General features: G+C 45.2%; 18 protein-coding genes and 1 pseudogene. 15 read left to right on the plus strand and 4 right to left on the minus strand.

Features of this window, described 5'->3' with window-relative positions:
* Positions 1–9: 9 nt before the first annotated feature.
* Both PWYN_RS19600 and PWYN_RS19605 read right to left on the minus strand, forming a co-directional pair.
* Positions 10–594 carry a P-loop nucleotide/nucleoside kinase family protein gene (locus tag PWYN_RS19600; protein WP_036655431.1) on the minus strand — a complete coding sequence of 195 codons (585 nt, stop codon included), beginning with the start codon at positions 592–594 and terminating at the stop codon, positions 10–12.
* 82 nt (positions 595–676) lie between these two features.
* Positions 677–1,219, minus strand: a complete 543-nt coding sequence (locus tag PWYN_RS19605; RefSeq protein ID WP_036655433.1) for a recombinase family protein — start codon at positions 1,217–1,219, stop codon at positions 677–679.
* 180 nt (positions 1,220–1,399) lie between these two features.
* On the opposite strand from PWYN_RS19605, the gene PWYN_RS19610 reads away from it, so the two are divergent.
* Together PWYN_RS19610 and PWYN_RS19615 are read left to right on the plus strand one after the other, a co-directional pair.
* Complete coding sequence (locus PWYN_RS19610; protein WP_084146803.1) at positions 1,400–2,863, plus strand: SulP family inorganic anion transporter; 1,464 nt, start codon at positions 1,400–1,402, stop codon at positions 2,861–2,863.
* A 21-nt stretch (positions 2,864–2,884) separates the two neighbouring features.
* On the plus strand, positions 2,885–3,304 hold the full coding sequence (locus tag PWYN_RS19615) for a universal stress protein (protein ID WP_036655435.1): 420 nt from the start codon (positions 2,885–2,887) through the stop codon (positions 3,302–3,304).
* Between the two features lie 58 nt (positions 3,305–3,362).
* On the opposite strand, the gene PWYN_RS19620 is transcribed toward PWYN_RS19615, so the two are convergent.
* Positions 3,363–3,893, minus strand: coding sequence for an NUDIX domain-containing protein (locus PWYN_RS19620; RefSeq protein WP_036655437.1), 531 nt, complete (start codon positions 3,891–3,893; stop codon positions 3,363–3,365).
* A 104-nt stretch (positions 3,894–3,997) separates the two neighbouring features.
* Here PWYN_RS19620 and PWYN_RS19625 point away from each other — a divergent pair.
* The 11 genes and pseudogenes from PWYN_RS19625 to hydF (PWYN_RS19675) all read left to right on the plus strand — a co-directional run.
* Positions 3,998–5,092 (plus strand): annotated as a pseudogene (locus tag PWYN_RS19625) (KamA family radical SAM protein); the annotation flags it as partial.
* A 226-nt stretch (positions 5,093–5,318) separates the two neighbouring features.
* Positions 5,319–6,386: a [FeFe] hydrogenase H-cluster radical SAM maturase HydE gene (gene hydE / locus PWYN_RS19630; RefSeq protein WP_036655438.1), complete on the plus strand. Its 1,068-nt coding sequence runs from the start codon at positions 5,319–5,321 to the stop codon at positions 6,384–6,386.
* Between the two features lie 125 nt (positions 6,387–6,511).
* The gene (locus PWYN_RS19635; RefSeq protein ID WP_036655440.1) at positions 6,512–7,504 is read left to right on the plus strand and encodes a 2-oxoacid:acceptor oxidoreductase family protein; all 993 of its coding nucleotides are present in this window, start codon (positions 6,512–6,514) and stop codon (positions 7,502–7,504) included.
* Positions 7,505–7,526: 22 nt separating this feature from the next.
* Positions 7,527–9,818, plus strand: a complete 2,292-nt coding sequence (locus PWYN_RS19640) for a thiamine pyrophosphate-dependent enzyme (RefSeq protein ID WP_036655442.1) — start codon at positions 7,527–7,529, stop codon at positions 9,816–9,818.
* Positions 9,819–10,067: 249 nt separating this feature from the next.
* Positions 10,068–10,568, plus strand: a complete 501-nt coding sequence (nuoE, locus tag PWYN_RS19645; protein ID WP_052088181.1) for an NADH-quinone oxidoreductase subunit NuoE — start codon at positions 10,068–10,070, stop codon at positions 10,566–10,568.
* A gap of 42 nt (positions 10,569–10,610) precedes the next feature.
* Entirely contained in the window at positions 10,611–12,488 is a 1,878-nt protein-coding gene (gene nuoF / locus PWYN_RS19650; RefSeq protein WP_084146807.1) for an NADH-quinone oxidoreductase subunit NuoF, read from the plus strand.
* Between the two features lie 14 nt (positions 12,489–12,502).
* On the plus strand, positions 12,503–14,242 hold the full coding sequence (locus PWYN_RS19655; protein WP_036655444.1) for an NADH-dependent [FeFe] hydrogenase, group A6: 1,740 nt from the start codon (positions 12,503–12,505) through the stop codon (positions 14,240–14,242).
* 36 nt (positions 14,243–14,278) lie between these two features.
* Positions 14,279–15,703, plus strand: a complete 1,425-nt coding sequence (hydG, locus tag PWYN_RS19660; RefSeq protein ID WP_036655446.1) for a [FeFe] hydrogenase H-cluster radical SAM maturase HydG — start codon at positions 14,279–14,281, stop codon at positions 15,701–15,703.
* A 17-nt stretch (positions 15,704–15,720) separates the two neighbouring features.
* Entirely contained in the window at positions 15,721–16,920 is a 1,200-nt protein-coding gene (gene hydF, locus PWYN_RS19665) for a [FeFe] hydrogenase H-cluster maturation GTPase HydF (protein WP_036655448.1), read from the plus strand.
* 15 nt (positions 16,921–16,935) lie between these two features.
* On the plus strand, positions 16,936–18,348 hold the full coding sequence (locus PWYN_RS19670) for an aspartate ammonia-lyase (RefSeq protein WP_036655450.1): 1,413 nt from the start codon (positions 16,936–16,938) through the stop codon (positions 18,346–18,348).
* Positions 18,349–18,391: 43 nt separating this feature from the next.
* The gene (hydF, locus tag PWYN_RS19675; protein ID WP_036655452.1) at positions 18,392–19,645 is read left to right on the plus strand and encodes a [FeFe] hydrogenase H-cluster maturation GTPase HydF; all 1,254 of its coding nucleotides are present in this window, start codon (positions 18,392–18,394) and stop codon (positions 19,643–19,645) included.
* 27 nt (positions 19,646–19,672) lie between these two features.
* Here the strand turns inward: hydF (PWYN_RS19675) and PWYN_RS19680 are convergent, their stop codons facing one another.
* Positions 19,673–20,908 carry an MFS transporter gene (locus PWYN_RS19680; protein ID WP_052088183.1) on the minus strand — a complete coding sequence of 412 codons (1,236 nt, stop codon included), beginning with the start codon at positions 20,906–20,908 and terminating at the stop codon, positions 19,673–19,675.
* Positions 20,909–21,089: 181 nt separating this feature from the next.
* Between PWYN_RS19680 and PWYN_RS19685 the strand changes: the two genes are divergently transcribed.
* Positions 21,090–21,701, plus strand: coding sequence for a TetR/AcrR family transcriptional regulator (locus tag PWYN_RS19685; protein ID WP_052088185.1), 612 nt, complete (start codon positions 21,090–21,092; stop codon positions 21,699–21,701).
* Entirely contained in the window at positions 21,694–22,251 is a 558-nt protein-coding gene (locus PWYN_RS19690) for a CueP family metal-binding protein (RefSeq protein ID WP_036655454.1), read from the plus strand. The genes PWYN_RS19685 and PWYN_RS19690 overlap by 8 nt, the downstream gene beginning before the upstream one ends.

Raw genomic sequence — 22,251 nt, forward strand, 5'->3', positions numbered from 1 at the left:
AACAAGAGGTTATGCATAAATAAAGTGTTCCACTAATAAAGTCGTTGCTTCAATATCCGGATTGGAATTATCGATATAAGCCACATTTGAGGCAGGAATAGGCCAGTGAACGTTCCGACTCCCGAGTGAAGCGCGGAATTGGCCCCAATGCTGCATTTTCCAATCATCCAAAGCCGAATGTCTTCCCTGAATCCGGTGGTGATACAGCTCCTCATTCGCCAGTTCTACTAGGACAACCTTGACCTCGACATCCAATAAGGAACGGCCAATACGGGATAGTTCACTCTCAATCCAACCGGTGTTGGAGGCTTCCTTTGTGAAAGGTCCAACCACGAATACATCCGTATTCAAACCGATATTGTCCAGCGCAGCATCCATCGTGATTCTGTAGCCAAGGTCACGGCAAAGCTTTTTATATTCTACAGAGTCTCTGTCCGTGATGTCCAATCCATGCATCGTCATAATGACGTCCGCTGCGGGACGCAGAAGTATATCCATATCGAAGAAAGCAGCTTTCCGTCGGGAAGCGACCGCTTTAGCCAGAGTGGTTTTCCCTGCACCCGCGGGTCCCAGGAAGAATACAAGTTTATTCATGATTATTTCTCCTTGAAATAGTAGACTTTGAAAACAGAAGTGAATGGCGTCACAAGTGACCTATTGTAACTCGAATCTTTGTCTAGTTCTCTAAGTAACGGTATAGTGTAGACTTACTAATTCCGGTTTCTTCTTTAATTTCTGCCAGACTAAAGTTTTTACTCTGATACATAATAACCGCTCTTTTTACATTCTCATCCGCTTTCCGAGGTCGTCCGGGAACGTGACCCTTTTGTTTGGCTTCGGAAAGTCCTCTTTTTGTGTTCTCACTGATCACATCACTTTGAAAATCCACTAAATGTTTTACAATATCATTAAATGAATACCCTTCAGACTTACTGGTATCAATTCCTTCGGCTATAGAATGAATATATGCTTGTTGGTTGTTCAATACTTCTAAAAGCTCAACAAGATGACGTGTGGAATCGGCTAATGCAAAAAGCTTAGTGACAATTACTTTATCCCCCGGCTTCAAATGTATCATCATCTCATCAAGTTTGACTCTTCGTTTAGCAGATGAATGATCTTCTGTAATGATGCAATCACATGGAAATGTTGAAAGCTGACTGATTTGATTCTCGTAGTGTGGATCATCCTCGTAAGGTCTCATATATCCGATAAACATAACAAACGCTCCTAACCCATCATTCTTTTCTAAGTAAGCACAGCGTAATCATACCACAAATTAAAATGCACCAAAAAGGTTCCATTTAGGGATGTTTGATGGTAGACTTACTTTTAGAAAAGACGGACTTCATTTTTATGAAAGATAAAGTGCCGCAAAAGATACGAGGTGGGAGTTACATTGATTGAGAATTTAAAAAGAGAGTGGTTTTTTAATGTGAAGGGAGATGTTCTTGCGGGCATAGTGGTTGCCTTAGCGCTGATTCCAGAGGCCATAGCTTTTTCCATTATTGCTGGAGTCGATCCCATGGTGGGATTGTATGCATCCTTTTGTATTGCTGTCATTATAGCTTTTATTGGTGGGCGTCCAGGTATGATATCCGCAGCTACAGGCGCGATGGCACTTGTCATGGTACCCTTGGTTAGAGAGCACGGATTGAATTATTTGTTGGCCGCTACAATATTGACAGGTGTTATTCAAGCCTTGTTTGGTGTTTTGAAGATTGCTAAGTTGATGAAGTTCATCCCTAGAGCCGTTATGATCGGCTTTGTGAATTCTTTGGCGATCTTAATATTTATGGCCCAAGTACCACATTTCTGGGGAATATCTACTATGACCTATGTTTTTGTAGCCATTACTTTACTTATAGTGTATGTAATACCTTTGTTTTTCAAAGCAATACCCGCACCGTTGATAGCGATTGTTGTATTAACAAGTGTGGTAATCTATTCAGGTCTTGATCTTAGCACTGTAGGAGATCTGGGTAATATTACAAAGACATTGCCGTCATTTCTAATCCCAGATGTTCCTTTTAACATGGAGACTCTGCAGATTATTTTCCCCTTTTCTATAGCACTAGCTATTGTGGGTCTGCTGGAATCCTTACTCACTGCAACGATTGTGGATGATATGACAGGCACCGAAAGCAACAAAAACCGGGAAGCTAGAGGACAAGGGATTGCCAATATCATTAATGGATTTTTTGGCGGTATGGCCGGTTGTGCAATGATTGGGCAGTCTGTCATTAATGTGAAGTCAGGTGGACGAGGCAGAATATCTACTCTGGTTGCCGGATTATTCCTAATATTCCTCATCATTGTGCTAGGTGATCTCGTTGTGCAAATACCTATGCCTGTATTGGTAGGAATTATGATTATGGTCTCTGTGGGCACCTTCGATTGGTCTTCGTTCACGTATCTAAGAAAAGCTCCGAAGGCAGATGCACTAGTGATGCTGGTTACAGTAATTATCGTTGTTGTTACGCATGATTTGTCTAAAGGAGTAATTGCAGGTGTAATCCTCAGTGCGATCTTCTTTGTATCCAAAATCTCAAATATCGAGGTTCATCAGCGTCTTGAGAATAATAGAACCCTATTTGAAGTGGAAGGCCAGTTGTTTTTTGCTTCCGTAGAAGGCTTCGTAGATGCATTTGATTTCTCAGTAAGCGATAAAGACATTGTTATTGATTTCTCCAGTTCACATATATGGGATGATTCTGCTGTAGGAGCGATCGATAAAGTGGTCATCAAATACCGAGAGAACAATAACCTTGTTAAGATTAAAGGATTAAACTCTTCAAGTAAAAAGATTGTAGATAAATTAGCAGTATATAATGATGTAAATGCTACATTAAGTGCACATTAATCTATTTCAGGAGTGAATGATATGTATAATCGTATCTTGTTAGCCGTTGATGGATCTGAGAATTCGGTGCGCGCCACCAAAGAGGCCGTTAAAATAGGTTCTTCATCACCTAATTGTAAATTTGAAGTGATCAGTGTTGCGGATTTCTCCAAAGCAAAAATTGAAATTTTACATGCTCAAGGCAAAGAAGAACTGGAACTGAAAAGACGTGAAAAACTGGCTCCCATTGAACAAATCCTTAAGCAGGGAAACATATCCTACAAGGTTAAGATTCTCCACGGTGAACCCGGACCCACGATTATTGACTACGCTAACAAAGAGAAGGTTGAGCTAGTGATCATTGGAAGCAGAGGACTTAACTCACTGCAGGAAATGGTTCTGGGTAGTGTTAGCCATAAGGTTGTTAAGAGAGTACACTGTCCGGTTCTTATCGTAAAATAATTATTATAAAACTGAATACCAAAGAAAAATCCAACCTTCAATAGGTTGGATTTTTTATCTAGGCCGGTTGATTTAGCAGTTCCGCAACAATCATCTCTAGCACAATTGTTTCACGTTCTACGGAAAATCCCATAGAAGCTTCCTGATTGGTAATGACTTGTCGGTTGTGACGAATCGCTTCATGAATATCTATCCATACTGCGGACATTCCATTTGTGATTTCATAATCTTCTAATTGGGCTTCTCCCAGCTGCTCATGTATCGAACAAAAGAAATAATAGGAGAACATATGAATAAGATCGAAGTCAGTCTTATAATGAGGTCTATATTCCTCGATGTATCCGAGCTCGCTGATTATTTCCACTTGGCTGGCCCCTGTCTCCTCAGCCATTTCTCTACGTAAGCCGCTGATCAAATCCTCATTCAACTCAATCCCGCCGCCCGGAAAGCTATAATCATTGTACCTCTTGGTATAGAGAAGGAGGATTTTCGAATCTTTCATAACGATAGCCCTAGCTGCTTTACGTTCGAATATTCTCCCTTCCAGACTTTTAACATCCTCATGTATCATTTTTCGAATAAGTTTCATTGAAGTTGAATTCCTTTACTTGTTAGTTAAATTAGTTGATTTGTGCAATAGAAAATAACATCTTATAGCCATTATACTGGGTAGGAACTACTTTTGGAACAGCGGATCAATTTGTTTTTCGAGTGAATGATTACTATCTGGGTTTAATTGACTGGCAGGACCCTAAGGATCCAATTCGGAAGTTAATTATACCTAACGAAGGCGAACTGCTGGAGTATGGACGGTGGGATGCTTCTGATGAAGATACGAATTATGTTGTGCCAGGCTGCCAGCATAAATACAGAACGACAGCACTTCTAATTGTATCTGAAATTTGTGGAGCCTACTGCCGGTATTGTTTTCGCAAACGTTTATTCCGCAATGATGTGAAAGAAGCAGTCTCTGATGTTAATATGGGCATAGACTATATTGCAAGAAATCCCGAGATCAATAATGTGCTTCTTACGGGTGGGGATAGCCTGATTCTCAGCACTTCTAAGCTCCGCACAATTATCGAAAGCCTCAGAAAGATTGATCATGTCAAAATCATTCGATTGGGTTCTAAAATAACTGTCTTCAATCCGATGCGTATTTATGAAGACCAAGAATTACTGGATCTTATTCGTACTTATTCTACGGAAGAGAAACGAATCTATGTAATGGCACACATTAATCATCCCCGTGAAATAACGCCCGAAGCTATAAAAGGGTTCAAAGCATTACATGATGCTGGAGCGATCGTTGTAAATCAGACGCCAATCCTTAAAGGTATTAATGATGATCCCCTTGTTTTGGGGGAACTGCTTGACCGTCTCTCTTGGGCCGGGGTCACACCTTATTATTTCTTTGTAAATCGTCCGATTGCTGGCAATCGAGATTTCACTCTACCTTTAGAACGTGTATACCAGATCGTTGAGGAAGCAAAAGCAAGAACCTCTGGATTAGGTAAAAGAGTTCGTTTATCCATGAGCCATTCGTCCGGAAAAATTGAAATATTAGCTATTGAAAATAGAAAGGCTTATCTCAAGTACCATCAGTCCAGAGATAATGAATATGGTAAATTCATGATATTAGATTGCCCTAAGGATGCAGAATGGTTCGATGACCTGCCGGGAAATGAACAGTATTGGACCAAACCTGTGAAAAAGGATCAAGCCATACTCACCGTTAATGATTTATCGTTAGTGAGAGATGTGTGTATAGTCAGCCGAAACAAATGATCACATGGAGTCGTTACACTCCCATGTGGTCTTTTTTTTATGTATGAGCATGCCTGAATAAAAAAACCAGAGAAATGTGTTTAATCGACATGTAATTCCGGAATGTTAGGACACAGCATAGCATAATCTTAAGTAATTCCGTTTACTGTGAGCTTTCTTTGCAGTACAAGAGGTTACAAGAAGTGGCTCACACTTGTTCTACTGCATGGGAAGGAGAAAACGCACTATGGAAGATTTGCTCAATAAACTAAATGAGCAGAATGAACTGACTAAAATTGAAATTGTCTATTTCCTCCAACATCTGACTCTTGAACTCCAAAAGCGGTTGTTTCACTTGGCGGTAGAAACACGAAAGAAGCACTATAATGAAAGCGTTTACCTGCGTGGCCTGATTGAATTTTCAAACTACTGTAAACAGGACTGCATGTATTGTGGCTTACGCAGATCCAATCCAGAGGTGGATCGTTATCGACTGACTGAGGAAGAGATTCTTGAATGTGCTGCAGAGGGATACAATCTCGGGTATCGTTCATTTGTCTTACAAAGCGGAGAAGATTTTCGTTATACGGAAGAGCTGATGGTCCGTATTGTCAAGAGTTTGAAGGCTCGTTTTCCCGATGCCGCAATAACCTTGTCTATGGGAGAACGCAGTGAAGCCTTTTACCGTGCGCTATATGCTGCAGGAACGGACAGATACTTGCTTCGTCATGAGACAGCCTCTCGTTCGTTGTATGAATCCTTACATCCCGGGATGTCGTTCGATAACCGCATGAACTGTCTGCGTATCCTTAAGGATATCGGTTATCAGGTGGGAGCCGGATTTATGGTTGGACTCCCTGAGCAAACCCACGAGCATCTAGCAGAGGATCTGCTTTTTCTGAAAGAGTTCCATCCGGCTATGATTGGAATTGGCCCATTTATACCACATAGTGCTACGCCCTTAAAAGATACTGCTGGTGGAACCATTGAGGACACGCTGGTGATGATTGCCCTGGCGAGATTGTTTGTACCGGATGCTCTAATGCCTGCCACTACAGCTATGGGAACACTTGACCCAACGGGTCGGGAGCAGGCACTATCGGCAGGTGCCAATGTGGTCATGCCTAATCTTTCCCCTCTGCGATTTCGTGAGAAATATGAACTCTATGAGAACAAGATTTGCACGGGTGACCAAGCTTCGCAATGCAGGAACTGTATTGAAATGAGAATCATGGCCTCTGGATATCAGATTGAACTCAGTCGCGGTGATAACTGCAACTTCATAAGCACACCAGAGAAAGAACAATTGCTGTGATTATCTTTTAATAAAGTAAGTGAATGTTTTCACGTAGTGTTGTTTAAAACATATATTGTTTTAAACAGATCGAAAGATTGGTGAAGGGGGATTTAAAGCTTCATTCAAACAAAGGAGGAAAATAGATGTCTACTTTACCGAAGAAAAATGCACTCGGTTTTTATGAAATTCGACTTGAATCGATTGGCGGACTCGGTGCCAACCTCGCAGGTAAAATGCTTGCGGAGACAGGTGCAATCGAACTGGGCTTCAACGCGGCCAACTTCTCATCTTACGGCTCTGAGAAGAAAGGTACACCGATCAAAACCTTTGTTCGTTTCTGCGATCCTGAGGTTGAAATTCGAGACCACAGTCCCATCGAAGAACCCCATTTAGTGGCGGTTTTTCACGAAGCACTGTACAAGAATGTTAATGTTGTCAGCGGGCTGCAACCGGACGGGGTTGTCTTGGTTAACACCACCCGTGACTTCGATGAAGTACGTGAAAGTCTCAAGCTTGAATACGGCACGATTGCTCTAGTTGATGCTATGGGTATTGCCGTTGAAGAGAAAACCAAAGTAAACACCTCAATGCTAGGCGCCATGTTCCGTATTTGTGACTTTCTAGACCCGGAAGCGATGCGAACGGTAATCCGAAGAACTTTTGAGAATAAATATCCGCACTTGGTTGAGCCGAACATCCGCACCTTCGATCGCGGCTACAATGAAGTGAAATTTAAAACGTATGAGGTGCCGGCAGGTACGGAAGCAAAGGCTTTCAAACGTCCTCAATCGCTGCTTGGCTATAAAACTCAAGTTCTAGGTGGCGTTATTACAGCTCATGGCAACAGCATTCTGAAGGATTTGAGCGGCTCACGTGCCGGGTTACTGCCGGTTCTTGATGCAGATCTCTGCGTTAGCTGCGCGGCTTGTGACAATGTTTGCCCTGACTATTGCTTTGTGTGGGAATCTGTTGAAGACAAGCGTGGACGGCAGCAGCAAATCTTGCTCGGTATCGATTATCAGTACTGTAAAGGCTGTCTAAAGTGCATTGACGTGTGCCCAACAGAGGCCCTGACCAGTGTCCGGGAAGAAGTCGGCTTTGCCGAACAGAACCGAGTTCCCCAAGTGTTCAAATAAATCGAAGAGGAGGATACGAAAAATGCCTGTAATTGAAAATAAATTGACAGAGATTGTACCCGCTGAGCAAGTAACTCACTTCGAATCCGGTAATGAAATGGCGGCTACAGCTGCTGCTCAAATTAATTACCATATCATGGGGTATTTCCCGATTACACCTTCCACGGAAGTTGCTCAATACCTGGATCAAATGAAAGCGAAGGGATTACATGACATTCAACTGATCGCAGCAGACGGTGAACACGGTTCTGCCGGGATTTGCTACGGTGCAGCAATGGCCGGTGCACGCGTTGTAAATGCAACCAGCTCCCAAGGATTTCTGTACATGCTGGAGCAACTTCCCACCCAATCCGGGACACGCTTTCCGATGGTGCTCAACCTCGTTACCCGGGCAGTCAGCGGACCGCTGGATATTCGGGGGGATCACTCTGACTTGTATTATGGTCTTAATGTAGGCTGGGTTATCCTGACTGCCAGCACACCGCAGGCCGTATATGATATGAACATTATGGCACTGAAGATTGCAGAGCACTCTGAAGTTCGACTGCCTGTTATCGTTGCTTATGATGGCTTCTTCACATCCCACCAAAAACGCAAGGTACTATATTTCAAAGACAATCAGGTAGTTCAAGATTTTGTAGGACCGAATCCAAACCATAACTATCCCAATGTGTCCGATCCTTCCCGCCCGGTAACCATCGGAGCGCATATGGGTGGCGATGACCTGCTGAATAACCACTATCAGCTGTCCGAAGCCTTGGAGAAAGCAGGTGAGGTGTATGAGGAAGTCTCTCGGGAATATGCACTCTTATCTGGACGTGAATATCCAATTCTCGATCTGTACCGTATGGACGATGCAGAAGTAGCTGTGTTCCTGCTCAACTCTGCGGGTGAATCCGCTAAGGATACCGTTGACGCTCTTCGTGCCAAGGGCATCAAAGCGGGCTTGGTTCGTCCGAACATCATCCGTCCTTTCCCAACAGAACAGCTGCGACAAGCACTTAAGAATGTAAAGGCACTGTTAGTAGGTGAACGCGCTGATTCTTATGGAGCTCAAGGCGGCAACCTGACTCATGAAATCCGTTCCGCTTTGCAAGTGGACCCTGATAATAAAACCATCATTCTTTCCCGAATTTTTGGCCTAGGCGGCAAAGACTTCTACGCTGACGATGCAGAAGCCTTCTTCCAACTGGCGATTGATGCTGCTGAAAAAGGCTATGCGGATCGACCTTTTGATTATTATGGCTACTATCCCGGCGAAGAGAAGGACGCGCTTGTTCCCGTACTCGAACCGATGCATGGTGAAGCCTTCAAGACTGGTCTCATTCAAGTTACCCAGAACGAAGATACCGGGCTGCTAAAGGTTAAGCTTCCGCCCCTAAGTCAATTAGCTGTAAAGCCGCATCGGTTAGCTCCCGGACATGGGGCCTGCCCAGGCTGCGGCGCACTATCCGCACTGGAGCTGTTCTTCAAGGGTATCGAAGGTGACATGGTAGTCCTATTCCAAACAGGCTGTGCGTACGTTGTAACCGCTAGCTATCCGTACTCATCCCATAAGCAAACTTTTGTACACAACTTGTTCCAGAACGGTGCAGCTACATTAGCCGGTATGGTTGATGCTTTCTATGAATTGAAACGCCGCGGCGAAGTTCAGGTTTCTGATGATGTTACCTTTGTAATGGTCTCTGGCGACGGGGGTATGGATATCGGGATGGGGGCAACCATTGGTGCGGCACTTCGAAACCATAAAATGATTATCCTTGAGTACGATAATGAGGGGTATATGAATACGGGCTCCCAACTCTCCTATTCCACTCCAATGGGTCATATGACCAGCACCTCCGGTGTCGGTAAAACCCAAAAGGGTAAAAAGGGACATCACAAGGATACGGCGCAAATTTTGGCAGCTTGCAACATCCCTTACGTATTTACAGGCGCTGAATCCAACCCTCAGGATCTGCTGCAAAAAGCAGCTAAAGCACAGTGGTACGCCAACAACGTGGGTACTGCCTACGGTAAGATTCTCTGCGCATGTCCTCTTAACTGGAAGACGCCTGATAATAAAGGATATGACCTGGTGAAAACGGCTGTGGATTCCTGCTTCTTCCCGCTTTATGAAATTGAGCAAGGGATCACGAACATCACTTACAATCCAGAGTTGAAGGGTAAGCGAATCGCCGCAGTTGAATGGCTGAAGGGAATGGGTAAAACCAAACATCTTCTGAAGGATGAAGAGCTGCTGCAGAACTTCGAAACCGAAATTGAGCGCCGTTGGAGCCGTTTAAAGCTCAGACATGAAAACTCACTGCTCTAGGAAGAAACGTTCCCGTTTGGAACGAAAGCATAGGCTGTCTACGGATTTCAACGCGAACAGCGGTACAATTCAAGAAATCTGTAGACAACAGCGGCCGGAAGTCCAAACATTCACCTCAGTGACGATATAGTCCTTAAAAGCAAATGAAAATCATTCTCAATTAATTATATTCTGTATGAACCAAAATATAAGGGGTTCATTCGTTAGGAAGCATAATTTTTTTACCATAAGTGAAGGGAGCAAATGTGAATGGAACAGCAACAAACCTGCAGCAGTGAAGAAATAGCCGAGGCTGACGCGAAGCTTGCAAAGGTACAGTTAGCGATCGAGCAGTTCAAAATGATCAAAGGTGCTTTGATCCCTGTGCTCCATGAGGTACAGGATATTTACGGCTATTTGCCGGAGCATGTTCTCAAGGTTGTTGCCACGGAGCTTAACCTGCCCTTAAGTGAAATATACGGTGTGGCATCGTTTTATCATTTCTTTTCCTTTACACCTAAAGGAGAGAATGTGATCCATCTGTGCATGGGTACTGCCTGTTACATCAAGGGAGCGCAAGCGGTGCTTGATCGTCTGAGTACGGAACTTAAAGTACCTGTACAAGGAACCACAGAGGACAACAAGTTCACGCTTGAAGCCACCCGTTGTCTGGGTGCCTGCGGTCTTGCCCCGGTCATGACCATCGGTGAAAAAGTACACGGACGCTTGATTCCCAATGCCATACCGAAAATTCTAAATGAATACAAATGATGATCCTGCGCTTCACGCGCATTTTAAACGGGAGGTATTGGCATGAAGCTTTTAACGGATCTTGATGCAATCAGAGCTCTCACACAGGGGCGCCTGGACAACCGGAAAATTACCGGAGAACCTGCAGGTTCCATCCAGTTCAGATCAGTGATGGTGTGTGGCGGTACGGGCTGCACATCTTCGGATTCTAATAAAATCATCACCGCTTTGGAAAAGGAAGTTCACAATCACGGCATTCAGGACAAAGTGGAAGTCGTGCGTACCGGCTGCTTTGGCCTGTGTGAGCTCGGCCCAGTCGTCATCGTATACCCGGAGGGAATTTTCTACAGCTGCGTGGAAGTAAAAGATATCCCTAACCTGGTGGAGCAGCACTTGCTAAATGGAAAGCCCTACGATAAGAAGATTTACGAGAAGACCAAGCAGGGTGGAGAAATCCTGAATTTTGAGGAAACCGATTTCTACAAGAAGCAAGTACGGATCGCCCTGAATAACTGCGGAGTCATCGACCCGGAAGTCATAGATGAATACATTGCGAGTGATGGATACAAAGCCCTCGGCAAGGTTCTCATGACCATGAGCCGCCAGGAAGTCATCGATACCATGAAGCAATCCGGTCTGCGGGGACGCGGCGGGGGAGGATTTAATACAGGTCTGAAGTGGGAATTTGCATCCAAGCAGGATAAGGATCAGAAGTATGTCATTTGTAATGCGGACGAAGGAGATCCCGGAGCATTCATGGACCGTTCTATTCTGGAAGGCAACCCTCACTCAGTTATTGAGGCAATGGCTATCGCCGGCTATGCTATTGGTTCCAACCAAGGCTTCATCTATCTTCGTGCAGAGTATCCAATCGCAGTCCAACGATTTGTGAAAGCGCTTGACCAAGCCCGTGAGTATGGGCTGCTGGGGGATAACGTCCTTGGAACCGCCTTTAAATTCAACATTGATGTGCGTCTTGGTGCCGGTGCCTTTGTCTGCGGAGAAGAAACAGCTTTGATGCATTCTATTGAAGGCCACCGCGGTATGCCGACACCCAAACCCCCTTTCCCGGCCGTTGAAGGGCTCTGGGGTCAACCAACCATCATTAACAACGTTGAAACACTGGCGAACGTTGCGCAAATTATTCTTAACGGTGCACAGTGGTATGCAAGTATCGGTACCGAGAAATCTAAAGGTACAAAAGTATTTGCACTGGGCGGGAAAGTCGTAAATACCGGACTTGTTGAAGTTCCCATGGGCATTACACTGCGCGAGGTTATTTTTGAGATTGGCGGCGGTATTCCGGACGGCAAAAAATTCAAGGCTGTACAAACCGGTGGACCTTCCGGCGGCTGTCTGACGGAGGAGCATCTGGACTGTACCATCGATTTCGATACACTGACTAGTCTAGGTTCAATGATGGGTTCCGGCGGGATGATCATCATGGATGAAGATACCTGCATGGTTGACGTAGCCCGTTTCTATCTGGATTTCACAAAAGACGAGTCCTGCGGAAAGTGTACGCCATGCCGCATCGGTACCAAACGTCTGCTTGAGATGCTGGATAAGATTACGGAAGGTAAAGGAACTCTTGATGATCTTGTGAAACTGGAGAACCTCTCGGTTCAGATCAAGAATGCATCCCTTTGTGCGTTAGGTCAAACCGCTCCCAACCCGGTATTATCCACTATTAAATATTTCCGTCAAGAATACATGGCCCATATTATCGATAAAAAATGTTCGGCTGGCGTATGTAAATCTCTGATTTCATACGAAATTGATGCGGATCTATGCCGCGGTTGCAGCCTCTGTGCACGGAAATGCCCTACCGATGCAATTACCGGTGAGCTGAAGGAACCGTATGTAATTGACACGGTTGCCTGCATCAAGTGTGGCGTCTGCTTCGATGTATGTAAGTTCAAAGCCGTAGTGATAGTCTGACGATAGGAGTGGTCATGTTGAATACGATTAATATTATGATCGATGGGATCGAGACTAAAGTCGCCAAGGGGACAACGATTCTCGAAGCGGCCCGTGATCTCGACATTCATATTCCATCTTTATGTTATTTAAAAGGGGTTAACCATTCTTCCAGCTGCCGTGTATGCGTGGTTGAAGTGGGTCCAAGACTCATTGCTTCCTGCACCTTAAAAGCAGAAGAGGGCATGAAAATCCAAACAAACACTAAGAAAGTTCGGGAGGCTCGGAAAACTTCCGTAGAGCTGTTGCTTTCCGATCATGACCGTGAATGTCTAAGTTGCTCACGAAGCGGCGGATGTGAGTTGCAGACCGTCTCCAATGATCTGAATATCCGAACAGTTACCTATGTTGGTGAAAAATCCAATCAGGAGAAGGACTATACTTCCCCATCTATCTACCGGGACGCATCCAAATGTATTCTTTGCGGCCGCTGCGTTGGAGCTTGTGGAACGATGCAAACCGTAGGTGCCATCAATTTCGCTAAACGTGGATTTGATACGGTAATTTCTACAGCATTCGGTCGACCGCTTGAGGAATCCACATGCGTCAATTGTGGACAGTGTATTATGGCTTGTCCCGTAGGTGCACTTACCGAGCATGAGAATATCAACGATGTCTGGAATGCGCTCGAGAATACAAGCAAATATGTGGTTGTTCAGACAGCACCTGCTGTACGTGTTGCACTGGGAGAAGAATTTGGCCTACCTGTTGGGACTCGTGTAACCGGTAAAATGGTTGCAGCCTTACGAAAGCTGGGCTTCGATAAAGTGTTCGACACTAATTTTGGTGCCGACCTGACGATTATGGAAGAAGGTACGGAGCTAATCTCTCGCCTGAACAGCGGTCAAAACCTGCCGCTTATGACCTCCTGCTGCCCAGGCTGGGTTAAATTTATGGAGCATAATTTCCCGGACAGACTCGATAACCTGTCTACCTGTAAATCACCGCATGAAATGGAAGGTGCAATGGTTAAATCCTACTTCGCCAAGAAAATGGGGATTGATCCGAAGAACATTATCGTCGTCTCAATCATGCCTTGTACCGCGAAAAAGTTCGAAGGTGCCCGCGAAGAACTTTCCAACGAAAGCATGCAAGATGTCGATTGGGTACTGACGACCCGCGAACTTGCTGCAATGATCAAAGAAGCCGGAATCGACTTTGTGAACCTAAAGGGTGAAGCGTTCGATAGTCCAATTGGCGAAGGTTCAGGGGCAGCCGTTATATTCGGAGCAACCGGTGGTGTAGCAGAAGCCGCACTACGTACTGTGTTCGAAATAACCTCCGGTAAGGATTTGGAAACCATTGAGTACACTGCTGTTCGAGGAATGGACGGCATTAAAGAAAATGTCATCGAGCTGCCTAACGGCCAGAAGATTCGTACGGCGGTTGTTCATGGTCTCGGAAATGCCCGTAAGCTAATGGAAGCCATGGAACGCGGAGAAAAAACCTATGAGTTCATTGAAGTTATGGCCTGTGTTGGCGGTTGCATTACGGGCGGTGGTCAGCCAATTGTCGATGCAAGAACATCCGAACGAATCGATATTAAGGCTGAACGCGCAAAAGCGATCTACACGGAAGATGAAGCACAAACGGTTCGTAAATCTCATAAGAATCCTTATATCAAAGCTCTTTATGATGAATTTCTGGGTACGCCTAACAGCCACCTGGCACACGAACTGCTGCACACTCATTATGTGAAGCGTTCCAAGTTTTAGATTAACGCCAAAGGACGCATTAGGAGGTTAACGAAATTGCAGAAGGACTGGGAATCAGCTGATTTTATCAATGATGAAGAAATCCTCAGTAGTCTGGAAGAGGCTAAAGTGAAGGCGTGCGACCATGCCTATATTAACTCCATACTAGGGAAAGCAAGAGAGTGCAAGGGACTTACTCACCGGGAGGCAGCTGTACTTCTAGAGGTTACAGATGCTGAAGTTTTAGAAGAGATTTACCGATCTTCGAAGGTTATTAAGGAGAAAATCTACGGTAATCGCATTGTGCTTTTCGCTCCGTTATATATCAGTAACTACTGTGTTAATAATTGCGATTACTGCGGATATAAACACACCAATAAAGACTTCCTCCGGCGAAGACTTCGTATGGATGAATTAGCCCAGGAAGTCCGCGTGCTTCAGGAATTGGGTCACAAACGACTTGTCCTAGAAGCCGGAGAGGATCCGGTCAACTGTGACATTGACTATGTAGTCGAATCGATTCAGACGATTTACTCCGTGAAGGTTGACAATGGGAGCATTCGCCGAGTGAACGTAAACATCGCAGCTACAACTGTCGAGGATTACAAGAAGCTTAGTGATGCTGAAGTGGGGACTTATATTTTGTTCCAGGAAACGTACCATAGACCTACCTATGCAGCTATGCATCTTCAAGGACCCAAGCGTGATTACGACTGGCATACCACTGCCATGGATCGCGCTCAGATGGGAGGGCTCGATGATGTTGGTGTAGGAGTTCTATACGGTCTTTATGACCATAAATACGATACGGTGGCTATGTTGATGCACGCTGAACACTTGGAAGAGAGATTTGGCGTAGGGCCTCATACCGTGTCTGTCCCCAGATTACGTGAGGCGGTTGGTGTGGATTTGGAAACGTATCCCCATCTGGTGAAGGATGAAGATTTCAAGAAGTTAGTCGCTGTCCTGCGCTTGGCGGTTCCCTATGCCGGGATGATTCTTTCTACACGCGAAGAGCCATCCTTCCGTGATGAGGTGATCAAGCTGGGGATTTCCCAAGTGAGCGCGGGCTCCAGTACGGGAGTAGGCGGTTACATGGATGCTAAGCAGGGAACCGCTGGTCAGTCCAAGGAGAAACCTCAGTTTGAGGTGAGTGATCTTCGCTCTCCGGAAGAAATTATTCGCGGACTTTGCCAAGATGGATACGTTCCCAGCTATTGTACTGCCTGCTATCGGGAAGGACGGACAGGTGACCGATTCATGAGATTAGCCAAATCCGGTCAAATTCATAATATATGCCAACCGAATTCTCTGTTAACTTTTAAAGAATATTTACTTGATTATGCAGATGAAGAGACCCGTATCCTTGGAGAAGAAATTATTCGTAAAGGACTGGATGATATCCCTAAAGAAGCTGCTAGAAAAGCAACTATTGACCGATTGCGGCGCATCGAGAATGGAGAACGGGATTTACGGTTTTAATATTAGGAGGGATTCGTATGCAGTCAACACCACAATCCAATAAAATGCATATTGCTGTATTTGGTAGAAGAAATGCCGGAAAATCAACTCTGATTAACACTCTCACCGGGGAAACTGCTTTAATTGTCAGTGATGTGCCAGGATCAACAACAGATCCTATATTTCAATCTTATAATATGGATAAAGTGGGTCCGGTCATTATTGTGGATACAGCTGGAATCGATGACGATAGTGATCTGGGCCAGTTCCGTGTTCAAAAGACTAGGGAAGTAATGGATTTAACCGATTTGGGTGTTCTTATTTTTTCGGATGAGTCCAATGACTACAAGCTAGAAAAGGAATGGTACCATGAACTGGCAAAACGGAATATTCCAGTTATCGGGGTCATCAACAAAGTCGATGATCATTATGTAGATATCGATTCATTAAAGAGAGAACTAAATATGCCTATCGTCAAAATAAGCGCGAAGAAAAATGTCAATCTTGGAAGTTTACGTCACGCCATACGTGTATATGCTCCTGTGGAGTATGAACGAAACAGTATTGTCGGAGATCTGGTCAAACCAGGAGATATGGTCGTTATGGTGATGCCTGATAAGATCCCTGCTCCCAAATATCGTCTAATTTCATCCAAACAGCAAATTCTTCGAGATCTGCTCGATCATCACGTAATGGTGTTGTCTATTACGGAAGCAGAACTGCCAACAATGCTCATGCAATTAAAAGGTTTACCCGATCTTGTGATCACAGATTCTCAGGTTTTTGACATTGTGAATGAATTTATTCCCGCTGAAGTGCCATTAACCACTTTTGCGATCCTTATGGCTCGTTTCAAAGGGGATTTGGATACCTTCGTGGCAGGTGCGGAGACCATACCAAGTCTGAAGCCTGGAGACAAGGTTCTGCTATCTGAGGCCTGTATCCATCACCCGCATAACGGGGAGATCGACCGTGTGTTGGTCAATGCCAAGCTTCAGGAAATCGCCGGCGGTGGTCTGGATATCACAACAAGTGTGGGTCCTGATTTCCCGGTTAATATCTCCGAGTATAAGCTGATTGTTCACTGCGGCGGTTGTATATTTAATCGTAAACAATTGATGATTCGGCTTCTGAGATCAGGAGAGCAAGGGGTGCCAATAACTAACTATGGTATTGCTTTCGCTTATTTTAATGGGATTTTACCGCGTGTGCTAGAAGTCCTGCAAGTGAAGTCTTAAGAGGGCGGTCTCTCCATGGAGGAAGTCCCGGATCATTCGCGCAAAGAACAGGATTCATTAGGATCAATGGTTATACCGAAGTCTGCTTATTACGGTATTCATACGGTGAGGGCTATGGATAATTTCCCTGTAAGCGGCAGACCTGTTAACCCTCATTTGATCCATAGTATGGTTACTGTGAAGAAGGCAGCGGCACTGGCTCATATGAAGATGAATACTTATCAGTTAGAAATAGCTCTAGTGATCGTGCAAGCCTGTGATGATATTCTGGAAGGACAATATAAGGAGCAGTTCACTGTGGATGCATTGCAGGGGGGTGCCGGTACATCTACGAATATGAATGTCAACGAAGTCATTGCTAACCGTGCAATTGAGCTCTTGGGTGGCAAAAGAGGCGACTATTCAAGAATACATCCCCTGGATCACGTCAACTGCTGCCAATCTACTAATGATGTCTATCCCACGGCTCTAAGAATGGCTGCAATTGGTCAGGTTCGAAAGCTCAGTCAAGCTTTCGCATCCTTACAGGAAGCCCTTCAGGAGAAGGAACATGAATTTGCCGATGTCCTCAAGCTGGGGCGTACGGAGCTGATGGATGCCCTGCCGATGATGGCAGGGCAAGGCTTCGGAGCGTACGCCAAAGCGGTAGCGAGAGATCGATGGCGGCTCTACAAGGTTGAGGAGCGGCTACGGGAAATCAATATTGGGGGAACGGCCATTGGAACAGGAATCAATGCGCCCGTAAAATATACGTTTTATATCACCGACATTTTACAAGATTTAACCGGCTATGGTCTGGCGCGGAGCGAATATCCGATGGACCCTACACAGAATATGGATGTTTTCGTTGAGGTATCCGGTCTGCTGAAGGCCGCCTCCGTGAACCTATTGAAGATATCCAATGATTTGCGTCTACTGGCGAGCGGTCCGACAGGAGGCTTCGGGGAGCTTGAATTGCCTGCTGTACAGGCGGGTTCCTCGATTATGCCAGGTAAGGTGAATCCGGTTATGGCTGAGATGATAGGACTTGTTGCCATGCGTGTCATTGCCAATGATTCGGCAGTTACAATGGCGGCTGCAAGTGGACAGCTGGAGCTTAATGCTTTTATGCCTCTGATCGCGGATGCCCTTTTGGAATCCTTAGAGATATTAACTAGGGGAGTACGTCTGTTCGAAGAGCGCTGTATCCGGGGTATAAGCATTCACGAGGATCGGTGTATTGAAATGGTAGAGAACTCAACGGTTCTGGCTACCGCATTAGTAGGCCATATCGGTTACGAGAAAAGTGCAGAGATTGCCAAGCAAGCAAGGCGTGAAGGAAAAACAGTACGCTGTGTGTTGCTAGAGTCAAAGATCCTCACGGATGCTGAGGTCGATAGAATACTGAGTCTCTATCAAGTAACCAAACCTGGCATACCCGGAAAATAACAGTGCAGACTTGGAATACCGGTCTGTTGAAGGAGAGAGCCGCGTGAGTGTGAATGATACCCCCCGCTCAAGTCGCTTGCACATCGCCATATTCGGCAGGCGCAACGCAGGCAAATCAAGCATTATTAACGCAGTAACCCGACAGGATATCGCTGTTGTGTCCCCGGTTAAAGGGACAACGACTGATCCCGTATATAAATCCATGGAACTACTTCCACTGGGGCCGGTGGTGTTTATTGATACGGCAGGTTTGGATGATGACGGCGAGCTTGGAGAGTTGCGGAAGAAGAAGACACTAGAAGTATTGAACAAAACCGATGTGGCCATCATTGTCATTGATGCCGTATGCGGTGTGACCTCCTTTGACCTGCAAATTGCTGAGATCGTTCAACGTAAGGCTATCCCAACCCTTGGTATTTTGAATAAGATAGATTTGTTAGAACCACAGGCTGGTGACCTTGATGCTCTTGTAAAAAGCACCGAAGAGGAACTGGGGGTAAAGGTGGTTCCTGTATCTGCAGTTGGACAGCTCGGAATTACTCCACTTAAGAAAGCCCTGATCGCCGCTGTACCCAACGAGGATGATAAATTTCTCATCGTCGGAGATCTGATCTCACCAGGTGATATGGTCGTACTCGTGGTACCTATTGATAAAGCGGCACCGAAAGGGAGATTGATTCTTCCGCAGCAGCAGACCATTCGTGACATTCTGGAGAGTGACGCGATTGCTGTTGTTACTAAAGAATATGAGTTGAAAGAAACTTTGGAGAGCCTTGGGAAGAAGCCAAGACTAGTGATTACAGATTCACAGGTGTTCCTGAAGGTTGCGGCCGATACGCCAAAAGACATTCCGCTGACCTCCTTCTCAATCCTATTCGCCCGGAACAAGGGGGATCTAGAGGAGATGGTTAGGGGAGCCCGTGCTATCGACCGACTTCAGGACGGAGACAAAGTGTTAATCGCCGAATCCTGTACACATCACCAGCAGCCCGATGATATCGGTAGAGTTAAAATTCCGCGCTGGATCCGTCAGGCCACAGGTAAACATATTGAATTCGACTTTGCGAATGGAATGGCATTTCCAGATAACGTGAAGGATTACTCGCTTATTGTGCATTGCGGCGGCTGTATGATGAATCGCAGACAGATGCTTTGGCGGGTGGAGCAAGCTGTTCAGGCTGGAGTTCCCATCGTCAATTATGGTGTAGCTATCGCCCATGTCCAGGGTATTTTGGAGAGAGCCATGTCCCCGTTTCCGCTGGCCCGTCTGGCTTGGGAAGAAAGTTTGCCGGAGTAAGATCCCGTATAAGTTCCCGTATCAGTATCATAGTGCTTGGGCAGAACCGTTATCCAGAGGAGACTTATGGGTAGCGGTTCTTTTCTCTGTAAAATAGTAAATTAAAGCTATAAGCGGTAAGACCATTCCAATCAGAGAAGTGGAATTCCAGCCTCCATGGGCATAAGACCAGCCGCCTAAAGATGAACCAACGGCTCCCCCGATGAAGAAAATGGACATGAAGAGCCCGTTCAAACGTCCTCTTGCTTCACTCCCCAATGAATAAATCGCACGCTGTCCAAGTACAAGATTTCCTGATACGGCCATATCCAGCATAATAGCGGCAAGAACGAGTAGGGCGAGAGCTAGTGTTGAATGGCTTTGAAAGAGATAGGACAATAAAAAAGACAAGAAGGCAATCACCATTGCAAGTCCCGTCAATAGTCGGGTCCAACCTTTATCCGCCAGCCTTCCCGCTATCGGTGCAGCTATTGCACCGCCAACACCTGCTAGTGCAAATAAGGCGATGCCTTGCTGAGACATATCGAAATCATTTGCCAATCTTAAAGGGACAGCTGTCCAAAAAAGGCTAAAGGCTGCGAATAGACTGGCTTGATAGATGGCCCGACGGCGTAATATTGGTGTTTGTTTTAAAAAAGTCCCTAATGAGACTATTAATTGACTGTAATTCATCGTAGGCGCTGGTTTACGTTTAGGCAAAATTCGCCACAGAAGAAGCGTCAATAGAGAGATAATAATTGCCGATAATGCAAATACGGATTGCCACCCCCAAAAGCTGGTGATAAAGCTTGCCACCGGCCGAGCAAACATAATTCCGAGTAAGAGGCCGCTCATTACGTTTCCCACCACGCGGCCGCGCGCTTCTTCAGGGGCTAAATAAGTAGCATAGGGTACCAGGATTTGGGCAACCACAGATCCTAACCCAATGAATAGGGATGCAGTCAGGAATATGGGCGTACTTGGCGCCAATGCTGCTGCAATCAATGCACAAATCACAACCAATAGCGATCCTACCGCGAGACTCCGATTCTCTATAATGTCACTTAGCGGTACGATAAACAGCAACCCTATAACATAGCCGATTTGAGTTAGAGTAACAATTAACCCTGCTGCTGCCGAAGAGAGGCCTGTATCAGCACTGATAGGTCCCAATAGGGTTTGAGCATAATAAAGGTTGGCTACGATAAGACCGCATGCGGATGCTAATAGAAACGTAATCCAACTTGAAATGCGTTTACCTTCCATGACTTGTTTCGTTTTCATTGAAATCCTCCCTCATTCATAATTAAATACTGAACGTATCGTTTATTATTTATGGTTTTATAATATACTGAACGTACAGTTTTGTAAATAGGTTTTATTTTATTGAATATTTAGTATAATGTACGTATAGTATTTACAGGTTACTGGTATTACCTATACATCGCACTAAAGGAGGACTTGTGTGACTGCTAAAAGAGGACGACCGCGTAATATTGAAACTCAAAACTCTATCCTTTCTTCTTCCTATGACTTATTGTTGGAGAAAGGCTTTGGAGCGATCACTGTAGAGAAAATTGCAGAGCGTGCAGGAGTTAGTAAAGCTACCATTTATAAATGGTGGCCTAACAAGTCTGCCGTTGTCATGGATGGTTTCCTGTCTGCTGCTTCGGCAAGATTACCGGTACCCGATACGGGCTCAGTTTTCAATGATGTACTTATTCATGCGACGAATTTAGTCCGATTCTTGACAAGTCGAGAGGGTAAAATTATTACGGAGTTAATAGGCGAAGGGCAATTTGATTTAGGACTTGCTGAGGCATACCGGACTAGATACTTTAACCCACGTCGACTCGAGGCCCGGGATCTTTTGGAACAGGGGGCTCAGCGTGGGGAATTGCGGGAAAATCTGGATATTGAATTAAGTATTGATCTCATATATGGGCCGATTTTTTATAGATTGTTATTAACCGGTGAGAAATTGGATGATGCCTATGTGCAGTGTTTGGTAACTACAGCCTTTGAAGGAATTAAATCAGACGTGAAAGAGAAAAGGGGATGTCTGCAAGGTGAATAAGAAAATATGGGTTGCAGCAACTGGATTGGTTGCCGTTGGGATGATCGGTGGGTATTTATATGCGGGGGGCTCAGATAGAAATGAACCTAAAGCTAATAATACTGTAAACATTAAGGAATTAGTGCAAGAATACACTTCAAGAACCAAGACGGCCGAGTCTGCGTCAATTACATCTAAGGAACTCATTGTGACCGACGGTAACGCAAAATCGTTAATCTACGACTTACCAGAGAACGAGTTTTTTGTTTCTATCGCGCCGTATGTCGACAAAACGCATCCTTGCGCAACCCACAGCTTAACTGGCTGCCAGGGAGAAATGGTTGAGAAGGAGTTCAACGTAACCATCGTAGACACGGAAGGCAACGAGGTCATGAACGAAACATTGAAATCCCAATCCAATGGATTTATTGATCTATGGCTGCCGCGTGACAAAACATACCATATAACGGTTGAGCACGACGGTAAAACAGCGGAGTCTGATATTTCCACATTCGAAAGTAACGACACCTGCATCTCAACCATGCAATTAATGGAGAAGAAGAGCATTTAA

The sequence above is a fragment of the Paenibacillus wynnii genome (assembly GCF_000757885.1).
Taxonomy (GTDB): domain Bacteria; phylum Bacillota; class Bacilli; order Paenibacillales; family Paenibacillaceae; genus Paenibacillus_AQ; species Paenibacillus_AQ wynnii.